The sequence below is a fragment of the Candidatus Palauibacter sp. genome (genome assembly GCF_965197445.1).
Lineage (GTDB): Bacteria > Gemmatimonadota > Gemmatimonadetes > Palauibacterales > Palauibacteraceae > Palauibacter.
Window position 1 is genome coordinate 1,613,139 of record NZ_CBDANE010000005.1, and the last position, 15,700, is coordinate 1,628,838.

A 15,700-nucleotide genomic window follows, 5' to 3' on the forward strand; every position below is an offset into this window, starting at 1 on the left:
CACCTACCACATATAGTGTGACGTCCCGCCCGCGACCACCATATGTAGCGGTTTTGTGTGGAAAAGCTGCGGGGTTTTGTGTGGAAAAACTGTGGAGTCGTTGAAAACGGTGAGCTTGGCCTCCACAGCGAAGAAACATCGCAATCGAAGGCGTCTCGGGGGCCGCCTCCTTGCGGCAAGAACCTGGTTGACCGGCCTAGGCCGGCATTCGACTCGCGCGGTCGTCGGGTCCCGGCCGAAGCCGGTTTTTCCCCCAATGACGGGGCTTCCGAAACTGTTTTTGAACAGGAGACGAGGAAGGCGATGAATCCACCGGACGCGGCGGTGCGGGAAGTCGTATCGGCTGGCGCGCCGGTACAGGGGGGAGTGATGGGGGGATCCGACGCGACGCCGGCTGGACTTGCCGAGCCCCGGCTTACGGACAACGCCCGCACGGTTCTGGCTCGCCGCTATCTGAAGAAGGATGACACCGGCGAGCCCATCGAGGAACCGCGCGATCTCTTCTGGCGTGTGGCCGATGTCGTCGCATCGGAGGATCGTCGCTACGGTGCCGGGGAGGACGCGGTCCGCGAGCGGGCGGAGGATTTCTACCATCTGATGGCCGATGGCATCTTCGAGCCGAACAGCCCCACGCTCATGAACGCGGGGCGTCCGCTCGGCCAGCTGTCCGCCTGCTTCGTGCTTCCCGTTCCGGACAGTCTCGACGGGATCTACGAGACGCTTCGCGACATGGCGCTCATCCATCAGAGCGGGGGCGGTACGGGCTTCGGCTTCAGCCGGCTGCGTCCATCCGGCGACGTGGTCAAGTCGACCATGGGCGTGGCGAGTGGTCCGGTGAGCTTCATGGAGGTGTACGACGCGTCGACGGAAGCCGTGAAGCAGGGGGGCACGCGCCGCGGCGCGAACATGGGCATTCTGAGGGTCGACCACCCCGACATCCGCCATTTCATCGACTGCAAGGCGGACAAGACCAGGATCACCAACTTCAATATTTCGGTCGGTGTGACGGACGCCTTCATGGCGGCGGCGCGGGCGGGCTCGGACTACGACCTCCTGAATCCGCGTACCGGCGAGGTAGTGGACCGACTGAACGCGGAGGAGGTGCTCTCGAGCATCATCGCCAGCGCGTGGCGGAACGGGGAGCCCGGCGTCTTCTTCATCGACGAGGCCAACCGGCACAACCCGGTCCCGCACCTTGGCGATTACGAGGCCACGAATCCCTGCGGGGAGCAGCCACTGCTTCCGTACGACGTATGCAATCTGGGCTCGATCAACGCCGGCTACTTCGTTGAACACGAGGGGCAGGTCGACTGGACCGGGCTCGGCAAGGCCGTGCGCGATTCGACGCGCTTTCTCGACAACGTGATCGACGCCAACCGATATCCCCTCGCCAGGATCCGGGAGCTTTCGAACGGGATCCGCCGGGTCGGCCTCGGGGTCATGGGTTGGGCGGACATGCTCGTCAGGATCGGTGAACCCTACGGTTCGTCCCGCTCGACCGAGTTGGCGCGGGAGTTAATGCAATTCGTCGATGAGGAGTCCAAGGTCGAATCCGAACGGCTGGCAGCCGAGCGCGGCGTCTTCCCCGAGTGGGAACGATCGATCTGGGGCCCGGACGAGACGTGCAGGCGCGACGAGGACGGCCAGCGGATCCGCCCGGAGCGCCGGCTTCGCAACTGCAACGTCACGACCGTCGCTCCCACAGGGACCATTTCGATCATCGCGGGGTGTTCCAGTGGGATCGAACCGCTTTTTGCCGTCGCGTTCATGAGGAATCAGGCGGGCGTACTGATGCCGGACGTCAATCCGGACTTCGTGCGCCGTGCGAAGGAAGGGGGCTGGTACTCGGAGGAGTTGATGCAGCGCATCGCCGACGAGGGCCATGTCCACTTCGATGAAGTGCCGGGGGATGTACAGGGGATCTTCGTCACGGCGCACGATGTTCCACCCGAACAGCACATCCGCATGCAGGCGGCCTTCCAGGCACATTGCGATTCGGCCATCTCGAAGACCTGCAACTTCCCGACCGAGGCCACGCAGGAGGATGTCCGCAAGATCTACGAGCTGGCGTACGAGCTGCGGTGCAAGGGCGTGACCGTCTATCGAGATGGGTCACGCGACGAGCAGGTGCTCTCGACGGGCAGGACCGCGAAGGACGTGAAGCGCCAGACGAGCGAGAGCGGCTCGGCGGTGGCGGCGGAGGGGATCACGCTCGAGCCCGTGGAGGTCGACCGCGAGGTCGCCGGGGACATGGCGCGTACGCTCGCACGCCTCGCGGCCACGGAGGCCCAGAACAGCGAGTTGAAGGCCCACAACCGGAATCTCGAGAAGACCGTCGAGCAGAAGAAACAGCGCATCACCGAGCTCGAGGGTTCGCGGATGCGCCGCGTGGAGAAGCGGCGGCGGCCCGCGGTGCTCAGGGGTCACACGCGGCAGATCGAGTCCCCGCTCGGAACGATGTACGTGACGATCAATGAGGACGAGCAGGGGCGGCCGTTCGAGGTGTTCGTCGCACTCGGCAAGACGGGCGGGGCGGCGATGGCCGATGCGGAAGCCATCGGTCGACTGTGTTCGCTGGCGCTCCGCTCCGGCATCTCGCTTCGCGACGTGCACAAGCAGCTACGAGGGATTTCCTCCGACCGGGCTGTCGGGCTGGGCTTGAGCAAGGTTCTGTCCGGCCCCGACGCGATCGCCCAGGTGATCGAGCGCTACCTGGAAGAGAAAGAGGGAATCCAGCAGACGCTTCCCATCGAAGAGGTGGAGACGGCCAGGAGGAAGAACACCAACGGCGGTGTGAGGACGGCCCAGCGCCCCGTCATAGAGCGCTACCAGGAATCGGCGGCTCGGCTGTTCATGGGCGTGTGCTCCGAGTGCGGAAGCAGCCTCGCCTTTGAGGAAGGTTGCGCGAAGTGCTACGCTTGCGGACACAGCGAGTGCGGATAACCGCTCCATCCCGGGTTCACCAACCGGCGTAGCGTCCTGCCCCCGCTTCCGCTTCCGGGGCGGCGGCTTGCCTCCCTGGCGGCGCAGCGGGCGGCGGCGCACCCACCTCCCACGGAGTTGAACCGTAACAGGTAAGGGCTTGAGTAGTCCCTCTGCTTCGCGTCGCGCGACGCGAACGGTCGACATCGGGGGCGTCCGGGTGGGCAGCGCTCACCCGATCGTCGTCCAGTCTATGACCAACACCGACACCGCGGATGTGGCGGCCACCGCGGACCAGGTGCAGGCGCTGTTCGAGGCGGGCTCGGAACTCGTCCGAATCACCGTGAACACGCCGCGTGCGGCCGCCTCCGTGCCGCGCATCGCCGAGCGCCTGGCGGACCGCGGGATCGATGTCCCGCTCGTCGGCGATTTCCACTTCAACGGGCACATCCTGCTTCCCGGGCACCCTGACTGCGCCCGCGCGCTCGCCAAGTACCGCATCAACCCGGGCAACGTCGGACGGAAGCGCTGGGACCAACAGTTCGCGACGATCATCCGCTGTGCGATAGAGCACGACAAGCCCGTGAGGATCGGCGTCAATTGGGGGTCGCTCGACCAGATTCTCCTGACCCGCCTCATGGACGAGAACGCGCGCCAGGCCGAGCCGCGCGACGCGCATCGCGTGACGCTCGACGCCATTGTGCAGAGTGCGCTCGTCTCGGCCGAGGTCGCGGAGGGCCTCGGCCTCGCGTCCGACCGGATTATCCTCAGTGCCAAGGTGTCGCGCGTACCGGACCTCGCGACCGTGTACCGAGAGCTCGCGTCCAGCTGCGACTATCCGCTGCATCTCGGACTCACCGAAGCGGGGATGGGACGCAAGGGCACGGTCGCATCGGCGGCGGCGCTCGGCATCCTCCTCTCTGAAGGGATCGGCGACACCATCCGCGTGTCACTCACGCCCGAGCCCGGCGCGGACCGGACCGAAGAGGTCCGGATCGCGCAGCAGATTCTCCAGTCGCTGGAGTTGAGGAGTTTCAAGCCTCAGGTGACGGCATGTCCGGGCTGCGGCCGGACCACCAGCACTTTCTTCCAGCAATTGGCGCTCGATGTCGAACACCATATCGCGGATCGCCTCGCCGCCTGGCGGGAACACTATCCGGGAGTCGAGGACCTGTCGGTTGCCGTTATGGGGTGCGTCGTGAACGGCCCGGGCGAGTCAAAGCACGCGGATCTCGGCATCTCGCTCCCGGGGGTCGCCGAGGCGCCCACCGCGCCCGTCTACATGGATGGCAAACATCATTCGACGCTTCGGGGCGACGGGATTGTGGAAGAGTTTCTGCAGATTCTCGACGGGTACGTGGAGCGCCGGTTCTCCTAGCAGCGAACCGAGGCGGGGACTAGCTGCGGGCCTTCTGGCGGCGGCGGCGACGCCGCCGACGGCGCTCCGCAGCCTTCATCTTCCGGCGTCGGGCCTCGCTCGGCTTTTCGTAGAAGCGGTGCTTCTTGATATCCCGAAAGATCCCGGCCCGCTGAACCTTTCGGCGGAACTTCCGCAGTGCGCGGTCGAGTTCTTCGTTGTCGCGTAGCGTGTACTGCAAGTGTGCGCCTCCTGGCAGGGTCAGCCTTAAAGTCTAGCGGCCCCCATGGCGGTGCGTCAAATGCGCGGCCGCCCGGGCCCCGGTAGCGTGGACTGCGAGCCCCGCCACCCCGGCTGCGGCTCCGGCGCACAGGGAGCCCCCCGCCCATCGCGGTTCCGATGCGGGTGAGGCTTCGGCGAGTGTTCGGGTCCAGGGCGCGAAGGGAGCATCACAAAGTTTGCGCCGGGGGCAAGTCAACGCCTATAGTGAGTCTGGAAGCCCGATGGACCGTGTGGCTGGGGTGTAGGGGAATCGAGGAGATTGTCCGACCTTCCGGTGTCACGGTCTTTCGCGTCTCTGACTGCGACGCAAGGAGACTGGCCATGGCACGTCCGATTGCCATCACGTCGGAAGGCACCTTCGAGGTCGAGGGCCACGCCTACCTGATCCCCTCCGAATTCTCCGCCCGCGAAGTCTACAGTTACCGCCGACTCCTGGAGCCGATACCGGACATTCCCGGCGGCACCAGCCTCAACCCGGAACAGCGCAGGCGCCAACGCGCTTACTTTCTCCGCCGTGCCGCTGCGTGTATCATCCCGGGCTTGCAGGTGAAATCTCTCGAGGGGCTCCCGCTCGGTCAACTGCAGAACATGCACGAGTGGATCGTAGCCCACCGACCTAACCTCTCGGAGGCCGGCCAACTGCCTGGATAGGAATCGCGGCCTCCCACCTGATCTGGGCCGCGGATGAGCGCAGGGTTCCGAAGAGCTAAAATCGTCAGCACGATCGGTCCCGCCACATGGGACCGGAAGGTGCTGTATCAGTTGATCGAAGCCGGAACCGACGCGGTCCGCATCAACTTCACGCACACTTCGAGCGAGCGCGTAACGCAGATCGTCCAGCTCGTGGCGGAGGTGGCCCGCCAGCTCGGCCGGCCCGTCGCGATCATCGGCGATCTCCGAGGCCCGAAAATCCGCGTGGGCGATCTTCCCGGCGATCGGCTCGACATCGAGCCGGAAGAGTCCTACTGGTTCTTTCCTGAGAGGGAGGACCCGCCGGAAGCCAGTCCACCCGGGCGCCGGATTCCCACGACCTATCCCGAACTGGCCGAGGAAGTCGAGCCCGGCACCCGCATCCTCCTGGACGACGGCCACTTCGAGTTCATTGTGGAGGAGATCTCGGACGAAGATCCGCGGTGGGTCTCCGCGCTGGCGTTCAGCGCCGGCGTCCTCAAACCGCAGAAGGGGATCAACCTGCCGGGAGTGCGCGTCGGCGCGCCGGCCCTCACCGAGAAGGATCTTGCCGACATCGAGTTCTCGGGGGAGCAGGTGCTCGACTACCTGGCCCTGAGCTTCGTCCGGAGGCCGGCCGACCTCGAAACGACCCGCCAGAAGATGGACCGGGGGTGCCTGCTCATCGCGAAGATCGAGAAATCGCAGGCGTTGGAGAATCTGACGGAGATCCTCCCCCTGAGCGATGCCGTGATGGTCGCGCGGGGCGACCTCGGCGTCGAACTGCCATACGAAGAAGTGCCGATGATCCAGAAACGGATCATCCGGCTGGCGCAGGAACGTGCCCGGCCGGTGATCACGGCCACGCAGATGCTGGAGTCGATGATCGAGAGTCCCCACCCGACGCGAGCGGAGGTTTCGGACGTTGCGAATGCGCTGCTCGACGGCACCGACGCGGTGATGCTCTCGGCCGAGACGGCCGCGGGCGGGTATCCCGTCGAGGCGGTGCGCACGATGGACCGGATCATCCGGCGCATCGAGCACGAGCGGTTGGGACGCACCGGACGGGTCGGCAAGCAGGTCGAGGGCGTGTCCCAGATTCAGCAGACGACATCCGGCGCCATCGCGGCGGCGTCGCTGATCGCCGTGGAGCGGGTCGGCTCGCCCTTCATCGTCACGTTCACGCAGAGCGGCTATACGGCCAGGATCGTGTCCGCGCAGCGCCCGTCGGTCCCCATCCTCGCGATCACCGACCAGTGGCGGACGTATAATCAGCTGGCGCTGGTGTGGGGCGTGAAGCCCGTGATATTTCACGGGGGCATCAGCTACACGAGCATGCTCGACAAGGCGCGGGAAGTGGCTCTGGAGCTGGGCATGGGCGAACCCGGCCAGCGGTTCGTCGTGACGGCCGGGGTGCCCTTCCACGTCCCCGGCACGACGAACATGATGCGCGTCGAAGAGTTGTGATCCGCCCCTCCCGGCGCTGACGGCCGTGAGAGTCCGATTCCTCGGAACCGGGACCTCGTTCGGAGTCCCGGTGGTCGGTTGCGACTGCCCGGCCTGCCGCTCCGACGACGCCAGGGACCGTCGCACGAGACACGGCCTGCTCATCGAGTCGGGAGGGGCCCGTCTTCTGGTGGACACCCCTCCCGAGCTTCGTCTGCAGCTCCTGCGGGCGGGCGTGGGCCGGATCGATGCGGTGTTCCTCTCGCACGAACATGCGGACCATACGCACGGGATCGACGACCTCAGGATCTTTTCCCTTCGTGGCGGCGCCCCGATCCCGCTGCATGTGGCGCGCGAGTTCGAACCCGCGATCCGGCGACGGTTTTCGTATATCTGGGGGGGCGGGAGAACACAGCCCGGGTCGGCCGTACCGCAGCTCGACCTGACTCCCTTCGAAGACCGCGAGGTGATCGCGCCGGCCGGACTCGAGCTGCAGGTCGTCGCGCTCCCGCATGGCGTGTATCGAAGCTACGGGTTCCGACTGGGTGATCTCGGGGTGCTGATCGACGCGAAGTCGGTCCCGGACGATGCCATGGAGATTTTCGCGGGTGTCGATGTGCTCATCATGAACGCGCTCTGGTTCGGCGACCCGCACCCCGGGCACTTCTCGATGGAAGAGGCGGCGGCGACCGCCCGACAACTCGGAGCAGCCCGTACCTATCTCACGCACATCGCGCACCGCACGACCCATGCGGAGATCGCGCGCCGCCTGCCCTCCGGGGTCGAGCCCGCCTTCGATGGACTGGTGGTGGAGCTTTGAACGCGGCACGGATCCGCAACTTCTCCATCATCGCGCACATCGACCATGGTAAGTCGACCCTGGCGGATCGGCTGCTCGAGCGCACCGGAGCCGTGGACGCCCGCCGGATGAGAAAGCAGGTCCTCGACTCGATGGAACTCGAGCGAGAACGCGGGATCACGATCAAGCTCAACGCGATCCGCATGACTCACCGTGACGGAGATGGGGTCGAATATCAGCTCAACCTCATCGACACGCCGGGCCACGTCGACTTCACCTACGAGGTGAGCCGAAGCCTGGTCGCCTGCGAGGGCGCGCTTCTCGTCGTCGACGCGACGCAGGGGATCGAAGCGCAGACCCTTGCGAACCTCCTCCTCGCCGTCGAGGCGGACCTCGAAGTCATCCCGGTGATCAACAAGATCGATCTACCCGCGGCGGACCCGGATCGGGTGGCCGAGGAGGTAGCGGAGTTACTCGGGGTCGACCCCGCCGCGACGGTCCGTACTTCGGCGAAGGAGGGGAAGGGAATCGACGCGGTCCTCGACGCGGTGGTGGAGCGCGTGCCGCCTCCACGCGGAGACCCGGAGGCACCGCTCAGGGCCCTGATCTTCGACTCGCAGTACGATCGCTACCGCGGGGCGACCCCAATGGTACGCGTCGTGGACGGTGAGCTTCGCGCCGGCACGCGCATCGGCTTCGGACGGCATGGCGTCGTGTACGAAGTAGACGAGGTCGGCTTCATGCGCCTCGGATTCGAAAGCACGGGCGTGCTTACCTGCGGCGAAGTCGGGTATCTCACCGCCCAGATCAAGAACGTGGGGCACACTCGCGTGGGCGACACCGTGCTCGACGCCGACAACCGGGCTTCGGAAGTCCTGCCCGGCTACCGGGACGCGAAACCCATGGTGTTCGCGGGCCTCTATCCCACGGATTCCGACCAGTTCGAGGAACTCCGCGAGGCGCTCGAGAAGCTCCAGCTGAACGACGCGAGCCTACACTACGAACCCGAGACGTCCGGGGCGCTCGGGTTCGGATTCCGCTGCGGTTTCCTGGGGCTCCTCCACCTGGAGATCGTCCAGGAGAGGCTGGAGCGCGAGTTCGACGTCGACCTGATCACGACGCTGCCCAGCGTCGAGTATCAGCTGACCCTGACGAACGGTGAGGAGATCCAGCTCGACAACCCGTCGAAGATGCCGGACCGGGTGCACATCTCGGAGGTGCGGGAACCCTTTGTGCAGATCCGGGTCGTGTCTCCGGCCGAATACATCGGAGCCATTCAGAGGATTTGCCATGATCGGCGCGGCAGATATGTCGATCTTCGGTACCTGGATCCCTCCCGGGTCGAGATCGCCTATTCGATGCCGCTCGGCGAGATCGTGCTCGACTTCTACGACAAGCTCAAGTCGGTTTCCCGGGGGTACGCGTCCCTCGACTACGACGTCTCCGGGCACGAACCGTCCGACCTCGTGAAGCTCGACATCCTGCTCAACGGAGCGCCCGTCGACGCCCTGAGCGTCATCGTCCACCGAAGCCGGGCCTATGAATTCGGCCAGAAGATGGCCCGCAAGCTCAAGGAACTCATCCCCCGACAACTCTTCGATGTGGCAATCCAGGCCGCGATCGGGCGGGATGTGATCGCGCGGACGACGGTGAAGGCGTTGCGGAAGAACGTGACGGCCAAGTGCTACGGTGGCGACATCACACGCAAGCGGAAGCTCCTCGAGAAACAGAGGGAAGGGAAGCGCCGGATGAAGCAGGTCGGGAGCGTCGAGGTTCCGCAGGAGGCCTTCCTGGCGGTGCTGCGGGTCGACAACGACTAGCAGCCGGCTTCTTGGAGCCGCCCGGCCCATCGCTCTATGATTCTCCCGGTGGCTCCAAGTGACGGGTCGTGTTCCCGTCGAAACGACGTGGGGTGAGACCGTGACCGAGAAACGTCACATCGTGGGCGTCGATCTGGGGGGGACTACGATAAACGTCGGGGCCGTGCCCGTGAACGGTGGCACCGTGCTCGGCATGCGTTCGCTGCCCACCGACGCCCACATCGGCGCGAAGTTTGTCGTCGACCGGATCGTATCCATGATCCACGAGGTCATGCGCGACGCGGCACGCGAAGGCGGGTTCGGGGAGGAGGCATTCAGCGGGATCGGACTCGGCGCGCCGGGACCGCTCGACCGGGAGACCGGCACCGTGCTGGAGGCACCGAACCTCGGCTGGCGGAACTTTCCGCTGCGAGACCTCATCGTGAAGGCGACCGGACTCGAGACGGAACTCGACAACGACGCCAACGCCGCCACGCTCGGGGAGTGGTGGCAGGGGGCGGCTCGCGGGGTTGAGAACCTCGTCGGCGTCACACTGGGGACGGGCATCGGCGGTGGGATCATGCTCGACGGCGAACTCTACCATGGGGCCTCGGACGTGGCCGCGGAAATCGGGCACATGACGATCGATTCCACGGGCCGAAAGTGTCGATGCGGCAACTACGGGTGCCTGGAAGCGTACGCCTCGGGTCCGGCGATCGCCGCACGAGCGATCGAGGGGCTCGAGGCGGGAGCCCCGAGCATGATCCCGGAACTGGTGGGCGGCGACATCCGGGCGATCACCGCGGAGACCGTATCGGACGCCACCGTGGCCGGCGACCAATACGCCGGCGACGTGATGCGGGAGACTGCGCGGTTCCTCGGCACCGGTCTGGCGAACCTCATCAACGTGCTGAATCCAAAGATGATCACGGTCTCGGGGGGTGTGACGAGCGCGGGGCGCCACCTGTTCGATCCCCTCCGGCGCGAAGTCAGGAAGCGGGCGTTTCGGCCGGCGGCCGAGACCTGCCGGATTGTGAGCAGTGAACTCGGCGGAACGGCCGGCGTGATCGGGGCCGCCGCCACCTTCCGCATCGCCCGACTCGGCCCTCTTTGAGCCGCGGATGCCGAGGCTGGGAATCGTGGGGACGATGGTGTGGGATACGATCCGCTCGCGCGACGTCGGCCGGAAGGGACCGGTGCAGGAGTGGGGCGGGATCTCCTACGCGCTGGCGGGGGCCGACGCCGCCCTCGGGGACGATTGGACGCTGTTTCCGATCCTCAAGATCGGGCAGGACATGCGGGAGGCGGCGGATGTCGTTCTCGGAAGCCTGGAGCGTGTCGACTCCCTTGACGGCGTTCGTACCGTGCCGGAGCCGAACAACCGCGTCGAACTCTCCTACCATGACGAGGCGCGGCGATGCGAAAAGCTCACGGGCGGCGTGCCCGGCTGGACGCTCGAAGATCTTCTGCCGCTCGCCCGATCCTGCGACGCGATCTACGTGAACTTCATCGCGGGTTGGGAGCTCGATCTGCCCGCTGCCGCCGCCCTGCGCACGGCCACGGGCGGCGCGGTCTATGCCGATCTGCACTCGCTGCTCCTGGGGGTCGGGGCGGACGGGGTGCGCTCTCCCCGACCCCTCGCCGACTGGCGGGCGTGGCTCTCCTGCTTCGACATCGTTCAGCTGAACGAGGACGAACTCATGACTCTGGCTGCAGGCTGGGATGACCCCTGGGCGCTGGCCGCCGACGTCGTCGGACCCGTGACGCGCGGGCTCCTGATCACGCTCGGCGACCGGGGGTCCGCGTGGGTCTCGACCCGTGGGTTCTGGGACGCCCCCACGGGCCCCCGGCCGGGCCAGGACGCGCTGGAGCCCGCCGAGGCGCTGGTGAGCGGGAAGGTCGAGCCCGAGAGAGCCGTCGAGGGAGGCGATCCCACGGGCTGCGGCGATGTGTGGGGCGCCACCTGCTTCGCGACCATGCTCGCGGGAGAAAACCTCGAGACCTCGATGAGGGTCGCCACACGCGCGGCGCAGCGGAACGCCGGTTTCCGCGGCGCCACAGGCCTGGGGGAGTATCTGCGCTCGGAGACCGGCCTTGTCACCGGCTCATTGCGGAGCGAACCGCGCGGCGTGGCGTGAGTCGAGTCGTCGAGGTTCCCGGCACGCTGGACGAGTCCGCGTTCGAGACTCTCATCGGACTCGTGCGCTCGGGCGGCAACCCCGACGCCCGGCTTCTGCTCGACGCCCGGTCTGTACGCTGGGTGTCGCCCTACGGCCTCATTGGCCTGCTTGCCGTTGGGCACGAAGCGCGGCTCCGCACCGGCCTCCCCCCGCTCATCGAACCACCGCAAGACGCGGAGGTCCGCTCCTATATTAATCGGATGCACTTCTGGCCGGCCGCCGCGGAGGTGTTCGATCTGAAGACGCTCCCCTCGCGTCCGCCCAGCATTACCGACGCCTTGATCGAGGTCACGACGATCCGCTCGCACGAGGATGTACACGCCGTCGTGGAGGGGGTCCGCGAGCGCGCACAGCGGATCCTGCACACGCGGCTCGGTTACCCGAAGCCGGCGGTGATCCACTTCTCGGTCATGCTGTCCGAAGTGTGCCAGAACATCCTCGAGCACGCCCGGTCGATCGGTTGGGTGTGTGCCCAGCGCTATCGGTGGCAGCGGCGGCTGGGCCGCGATGTGATCGTCCTCGCCGTCATGGATGTCGGCGTGGGGTTCGAGGGCTCGCTCGGCGCGGAACACGCGCGCCGATACGGTGAATCGTGGTCGGCCGCCTCGGCGCTCGAGGCCGCATTCCTGCGCGGCGAATCGCGGTTCCCGGAGCCCGGGCGCGGCCAGGGCCTTCAGGCCATCCGACGACAGGTCATCAAGTGGAACGGCGCGATCCGCATCCGCAGCGGCGATGCGGTCATCGCCCGCGTACCCGAGTGGGACGACGCCGAGCCGCTACGGACCGGGCTGCCCAGATTCCCGGGAGCGCAGGTCCTGATCGTGCTGCCGGAGCGGGCGGGGCGGGAAGGTGCGTGAAGCGATGAGGCCGGCGATCATCCACACCACCCTGTTCAGCCTTCTGGTGACCCGGCCCACCGGTCGTTCCGTCCGAACCAACGTCGAACGCCAGATCGCTGCTGCGGGTCGCACGGTCCTCGCGGTTCTCGATATGCGCGACGTCCCGTTGATCGATTTCTCCTGCGCGGACGAGATCGTGGCGAAGCTCGTCCTCCTCGTCTCCGACGCCTCTCCACAGCGGTGGTTCGTCCTGTTCCGAGGAATCGGGGAGCGGCACCTCGGGCCGATCGAAACCGCTCTCAGCAGACAGGGCCTGGCGGCCGCGGCGGAGAGCGCCGAGGGACAGCCACTGCTGCTGGGCGCCCTCGATCCGGGAGCGGTCGCCGTCTGGCGTGAGATCTGGACGCTCGGCCGCACCCGGGCGTCGCCCCTTGCAACCCGGCTCCAACTGCCCGTGCACCGGGTGCAGGGGATGCTCGAAGAACTCGTGACGCGCGCGCTTGTGATCCGCGACGGTAACCGGTACGTGTCGCTCGGCCGGGCCTTTCAGGATGCGGACCCGCCGCCCGCAGAGGATCGGGGCGAATGGTGACCCTGCGCCGTCGGGTGGGGGCGGTGCTCGTGGCCGCGTTCATGGCCGTCGGGGCCCTCGTGACCTCTGCCTACTTTTACGTCCACCGTTCCGTCCAGCCGCGTTCCGGTGAGCACACGCTCCCGGGTCTCTCTCAACCTGCCGCGGTGACGTTCGACGATTGGGCAATTCCGTCGATCTCGGCCGCCAGCGAACTCGATGCGATACGCGTTCAGGGCTTCGTGCACGCTTCCGAGCGACTGTGGCAGCTGGAGTTCTTCCAGCGCGTCGCCCGCGGGCGGCTGGCCGAACTCTTCGGCGAAGCCGCGCTCGACGCGGATCGGCTCATGCGGACGCTCGATGTGTGGTCGGCCTCCGCCGGCGAACTCGAGGCCGCCTCACCGTCCGACAGAGCACTCCTCGAAGCGTACGCGGAGGGGTTCAACGCCCGCCTCGCGAGCTGGCGCGGACCGTGGCCTCCGGAGTTTCTCATCCTGGGGATCGAGCCGCAATCGTGGAGTGCACAGGCGTCGCTCGCCATCGGCCGCATCATGGCACTGGACCTTACCGAGTGGCGGACGGAACTGTCGCGGATTACCGCGCTGGCCACCCTCGACGCTGCTCATCGCCGAGCCCTGGGCGCAGGCTATCCGGCCTGGGGACCGACGATACTCCAGGATACGCTACTCAGCGGAGCGAACCCCCCGCGCCTCTTCGCGGCGGGCGCGCCGGGGGGCCCAGCCCTCGCGGTCGCGGCCCAACCGACGAGTGCGGCCGCGGGGGCCCCGCCCGACTTCGACTTTTTTCCCGGCTTCGGATTTAGCGCATCGAATTCCTGGGCCCTCGCGGGATCCCGGACTGCGGATGGACATCCTCTGCTCGCGAACGATCCGCACCTGTCCCTGCGTGCCCCGTCCACCTGGTATCTGAACGTCATCGCCGGGGCGGAGTCGAACCACGCCGTCGCGGGCATGTCGATCCCCGGTGTCCCCGGCGTCGTCATCGGACTCAACCGGGACATTGCCTGGTCGTTCACGAACGCGATGGTCGACGACGCCGACTTCATCGTCGAGGGCATCAACCTCGACGGGTCGATGTACCGGGACACCGATGGTTGGCGACCGTTTGAGACGCGCACGGAAGAGATCCAGGTGCGGGGCCGGGACAGGCCCGAGACCCTGGTGGTCCGCTTGACCACCCGAGGCCCCGTCATCACCGACCTCGTGCCGGCCGGCGGTCTCACCCTTTCGCTGCTGTGGACAGGACTCGAGCCCGAGGGTGCGAGCACGGGTCTCCTCGCCATGAATCGGGCTGGCAGTGCGGATGCCTTCGAACAAGCCGTGATGCGGCTGCGGTCGCCTCACCAGAATGTGATCTACGCGGCTGCGGACGGAGAAATCGGGTACCGGATGGCGGGATCCGTTCCGAACCGTGCGTCCGGGCAGGGCGTGTTGCCCGCGTCCTTCGAGCGCATGCCCTCAGGGTGGTCGGGATTCTGGCCTCCGGACGCGATGCCGGCCCTTCGCGACCCCGAGACCGGGTATCTGGTCAGCGCGAACAACCTGCAGGCGCGACCGATGTTCGGCCGCGTGGGTGTGGATTACCCTGCCCCCTTCCGAGCGCGTCGCATCGAGGATCTGGTGTCCCGCGCGTCGGGGTGGACCGTCGAACACATGCGAACCACACAGCTGGACAGCTACAGCCTGTGGGCAGAGCGCTACCGGCCCCGTGCCGTCCGCGCCGCGCGCCGCGCAGGTCTCGACTCGCTCGCCCTCGTTCTCGAGACATGGGATCTCCGTACCGAGATCGCGACGCGGGGCGCCGCGCCGTTCTACACCTGGCTCTATCGGTTGCGCGAACTGTTGGTGGCCGACGAGTTCGAGGTTGGAGACGGGTGGTTCCCCGACCTGGCGTTCATGGAGATTGTCGAGAACCGCGACAGCGCCTGGGTCGACGATTCTCGTACTTCGCAGGTCGAACGCCTCGAAGCCCTGGAGGAGGAGGCTGCGCGGACCGCCGCGCGTGTCGTGGGGCAACGCTGGGGCGAGGTCCACCGGGAGCGGTCCGCCCACCCGCTGGGGGGCGTCGCGATCCTCGACCGGATCTTCCGTTTCCACGTAGGTCCCTATCCTTCTCGCGGAGGCCGGCACACGGTACGTCCGGACGCCCCCTCACTGAGATCCCGACTCGACTCGACCGCGTGGTCGCTCCCGGCCATGAACGAGTACGGGCCGAGCGCGCGGTTCGTCGCCCGGGTCGCGCCCGGCGACATGGCCGGACACTTCCTTATCCCGACAGGCCAGGCCGGAAACCCATTCGATCCGCACTATCGGGATATGGCTGCCGTGTGGACCGAGAGCTCGTTGATCGAACTCCGGCCCGGTCGGTTGCCGGACACTGCGGCGAACGCACTGCACTTCCTCCCGCGAGGGCGCTGACGGCCCCCGGCCCCTCGCCGGGTCTCGTTGACCGCCGGAGGGCCGAATCTTAGCTTTGTGGGTGCCCGCTAGCGTCACTTTCGAAGGCATCCGAAGGGCGAGCGGACGCCCTCGACCCACGCCAGGATTCGACAGATTTGAGCACCGTCACCGGCGAAAACACACTCGATCAGATCGAGGAAATCCTCGACGGTATCCGCCCTGCCGTGCGGGCTGACGGCGGCGACATCCAACTCGTCTCTTTCGAGCCGGAGAACGGTCTCGTCGAAGTCCGGCTGGTCGGCGCGTGCTATGATTGTCCCATGTCCACCGCCACGTTGCGCGCCGGGATCGAGCACCAGCTTCGGCACGCACTCCCGATGGTCCATTCCGTCGAGGCCGTCGCGTAGTTCAGCGAA

Annotated in this window: 13 protein-coding genes; 12 read left to right on the forward strand and 1 reads right to left on the reverse strand. The window is 66.9% G+C overall.

Annotated features, from left to right (window positions below; genetic code table 11):
- Positions 1–303: 303 nt before the first annotated feature.
- Together ACN9M6_RS14365 and ispG are read left to right on the forward strand one after the other, a co-directional pair.
- On the forward strand, positions 304–2,943 hold the full coding sequence (locus ACN9M6_RS14365) for a vitamin B12-dependent ribonucleotide reductase (RefSeq protein ID WP_419163567.1): 2,640 nt from the start codon (positions 304–306) through the stop codon (positions 2,941–2,943).
- 139 nt (positions 2,944–3,082) lie between these two features.
- Complete coding sequence (gene ispG, locus ACN9M6_RS14370; RefSeq protein WP_419163568.1) at positions 3,083–4,300, forward strand: flavodoxin-dependent (E)-4-hydroxy-3-methylbut-2-enyl-diphosphate synthase; 1,218 nt, start codon at positions 3,083–3,085, stop codon at positions 4,298–4,300.
- Positions 4,301–4,319: 19 nt separating this feature from the next.
- Here the strand turns inward: ispG and rpsU are convergent, their stop codons facing one another.
- A complete protein-coding gene (gene rpsU, locus ACN9M6_RS14375; protein WP_419163569.1) occupies positions 4,320–4,520 on the reverse strand; it encodes a 30S ribosomal protein S21 in 201 nt (66 codons plus the stop codon).
- Between the two features lie 362 nt (positions 4,521–4,882).
- On the opposite strand from rpsU, the gene ACN9M6_RS14380 reads away from it, so the two are divergent.
- From ACN9M6_RS14380 to ACN9M6_RS14425, 10 genes are all read left to right on the forward strand, one after another.
- A complete protein-coding gene (locus tag ACN9M6_RS14380; RefSeq protein WP_419163570.1) occupies positions 4,883–5,212 on the forward strand; it encodes a hypothetical protein in 330 nt (109 codons plus the stop codon).
- 33 nt (positions 5,213–5,245) lie between these two features.
- Positions 5,246–6,697 carry a pyruvate kinase gene (gene pyk, locus ACN9M6_RS14385; RefSeq protein ID WP_419163571.1) on the forward strand — a complete coding sequence of 484 codons (1,452 nt, stop codon included), beginning with the start codon at positions 5,246–5,248 and terminating at the stop codon, positions 6,695–6,697.
- Between the two features lie 25 nt (positions 6,698–6,722).
- On the forward strand, positions 6,723–7,496 hold the full coding sequence (locus ACN9M6_RS14390; protein WP_419163572.1) for an MBL fold metallo-hydrolase: 774 nt from the start codon (positions 6,723–6,725) through the stop codon (positions 7,494–7,496).
- Positions 7,493–9,295 (forward strand): translation elongation factor 4, encoded by a 1,803-nt coding sequence (lepA, locus tag ACN9M6_RS14395; protein ID WP_419163573.1) that lies wholly within the window; start codon positions 7,493–7,495, stop codon positions 9,293–9,295. The genes ACN9M6_RS14390 and lepA overlap by 4 nt, the downstream gene beginning before the upstream one ends.
- Before the next feature lie 100 nt (positions 9,296–9,395).
- Positions 9,396–10,388 carry an ROK family protein gene (locus ACN9M6_RS14400; protein ID WP_419163574.1) on the forward strand — a complete coding sequence of 331 codons (993 nt, stop codon included), beginning with the start codon at positions 9,396–9,398 and terminating at the stop codon, positions 10,386–10,388.
- 7 nt (positions 10,389–10,395) lie between these two features.
- Positions 10,396–11,412, forward strand: a complete 1,017-nt coding sequence (locus tag ACN9M6_RS14405) for a hypothetical protein (RefSeq protein ID WP_419163575.1) — start codon at positions 10,396–10,398, stop codon at positions 11,410–11,412.
- Positions 11,409–12,311, forward strand: coding sequence for a hypothetical protein (locus ACN9M6_RS14410; RefSeq protein ID WP_419163576.1), 903 nt, complete (start codon positions 11,409–11,411; stop codon positions 12,309–12,311). The genes ACN9M6_RS14405 and ACN9M6_RS14410 overlap by 4 nt, the downstream gene beginning before the upstream one ends.
- A gap of 4 nt (positions 12,312–12,315) precedes the next feature.
- On the forward strand, positions 12,316–12,885 hold the full coding sequence (locus ACN9M6_RS14415) for a hypothetical protein (RefSeq protein ID WP_419163577.1): 570 nt from the start codon (positions 12,316–12,318) through the stop codon (positions 12,883–12,885).
- Entirely contained in the window at positions 12,879–15,302 is a 2,424-nt protein-coding gene (locus ACN9M6_RS14420) for a penicillin acylase family protein (RefSeq protein WP_419163578.1), read from the forward strand. Before ACN9M6_RS14415 ends, ACN9M6_RS14420 begins: the two co-directional genes overlap by 7 nt.
- A gap of 137 nt (positions 15,303–15,439) precedes the next feature.
- Complete coding sequence (locus ACN9M6_RS14425) at positions 15,440–15,691, forward strand: NifU family protein (protein ID WP_419163579.1); 252 nt, start codon at positions 15,440–15,442, stop codon at positions 15,689–15,691.
- Positions 15,692–15,700 lie beyond the last annotated feature (9 nt).

What these genes read in the sequence shown, in the direction of transcription:
- ACN9M6_RS14420 (WP_419163578.1), top strand. Translation starts at nt 12,879, where the DNA reads ATGGTGACCCTGCGCCGTCGGGTGGGGGCGGTGCTCGTGGCCGCGTTC.
- ACN9M6_RS14415 (WP_419163577.1), top strand. Translation starts at nt 12,316, where the DNA reads ATGAGGCCGGCGATCATCCACACCACCCTGTTCAGCCTTCTGGTGACC.
- ACN9M6_RS14380 (WP_419163570.1), top strand. Translation starts at nt 4,883, where the DNA reads ATGGCACGTCCGATTGCCATCACGTCGGAAGGCACCTTCGAGGTCGAG.
- pyk (WP_419163571.1), top strand. Translation starts at nt 5,246, where the DNA reads ATGAGCGCAGGGTTCCGAAGAGCTAAAATCGTCAGCACGATCGGTCCC.
- ACN9M6_RS14405 (WP_419163575.1), top strand. Translation starts at nt 10,396, where the DNA reads ATGCCGAGGCTGGGAATCGTGGGGACGATGGTGTGGGATACGATCCGC.
- ACN9M6_RS14365 (WP_419163567.1), top strand. Translation starts at nt 304, where the DNA reads ATGAATCCACCGGACGCGGCGGTGCGGGAAGTCGTATCGGCTGGCGCG.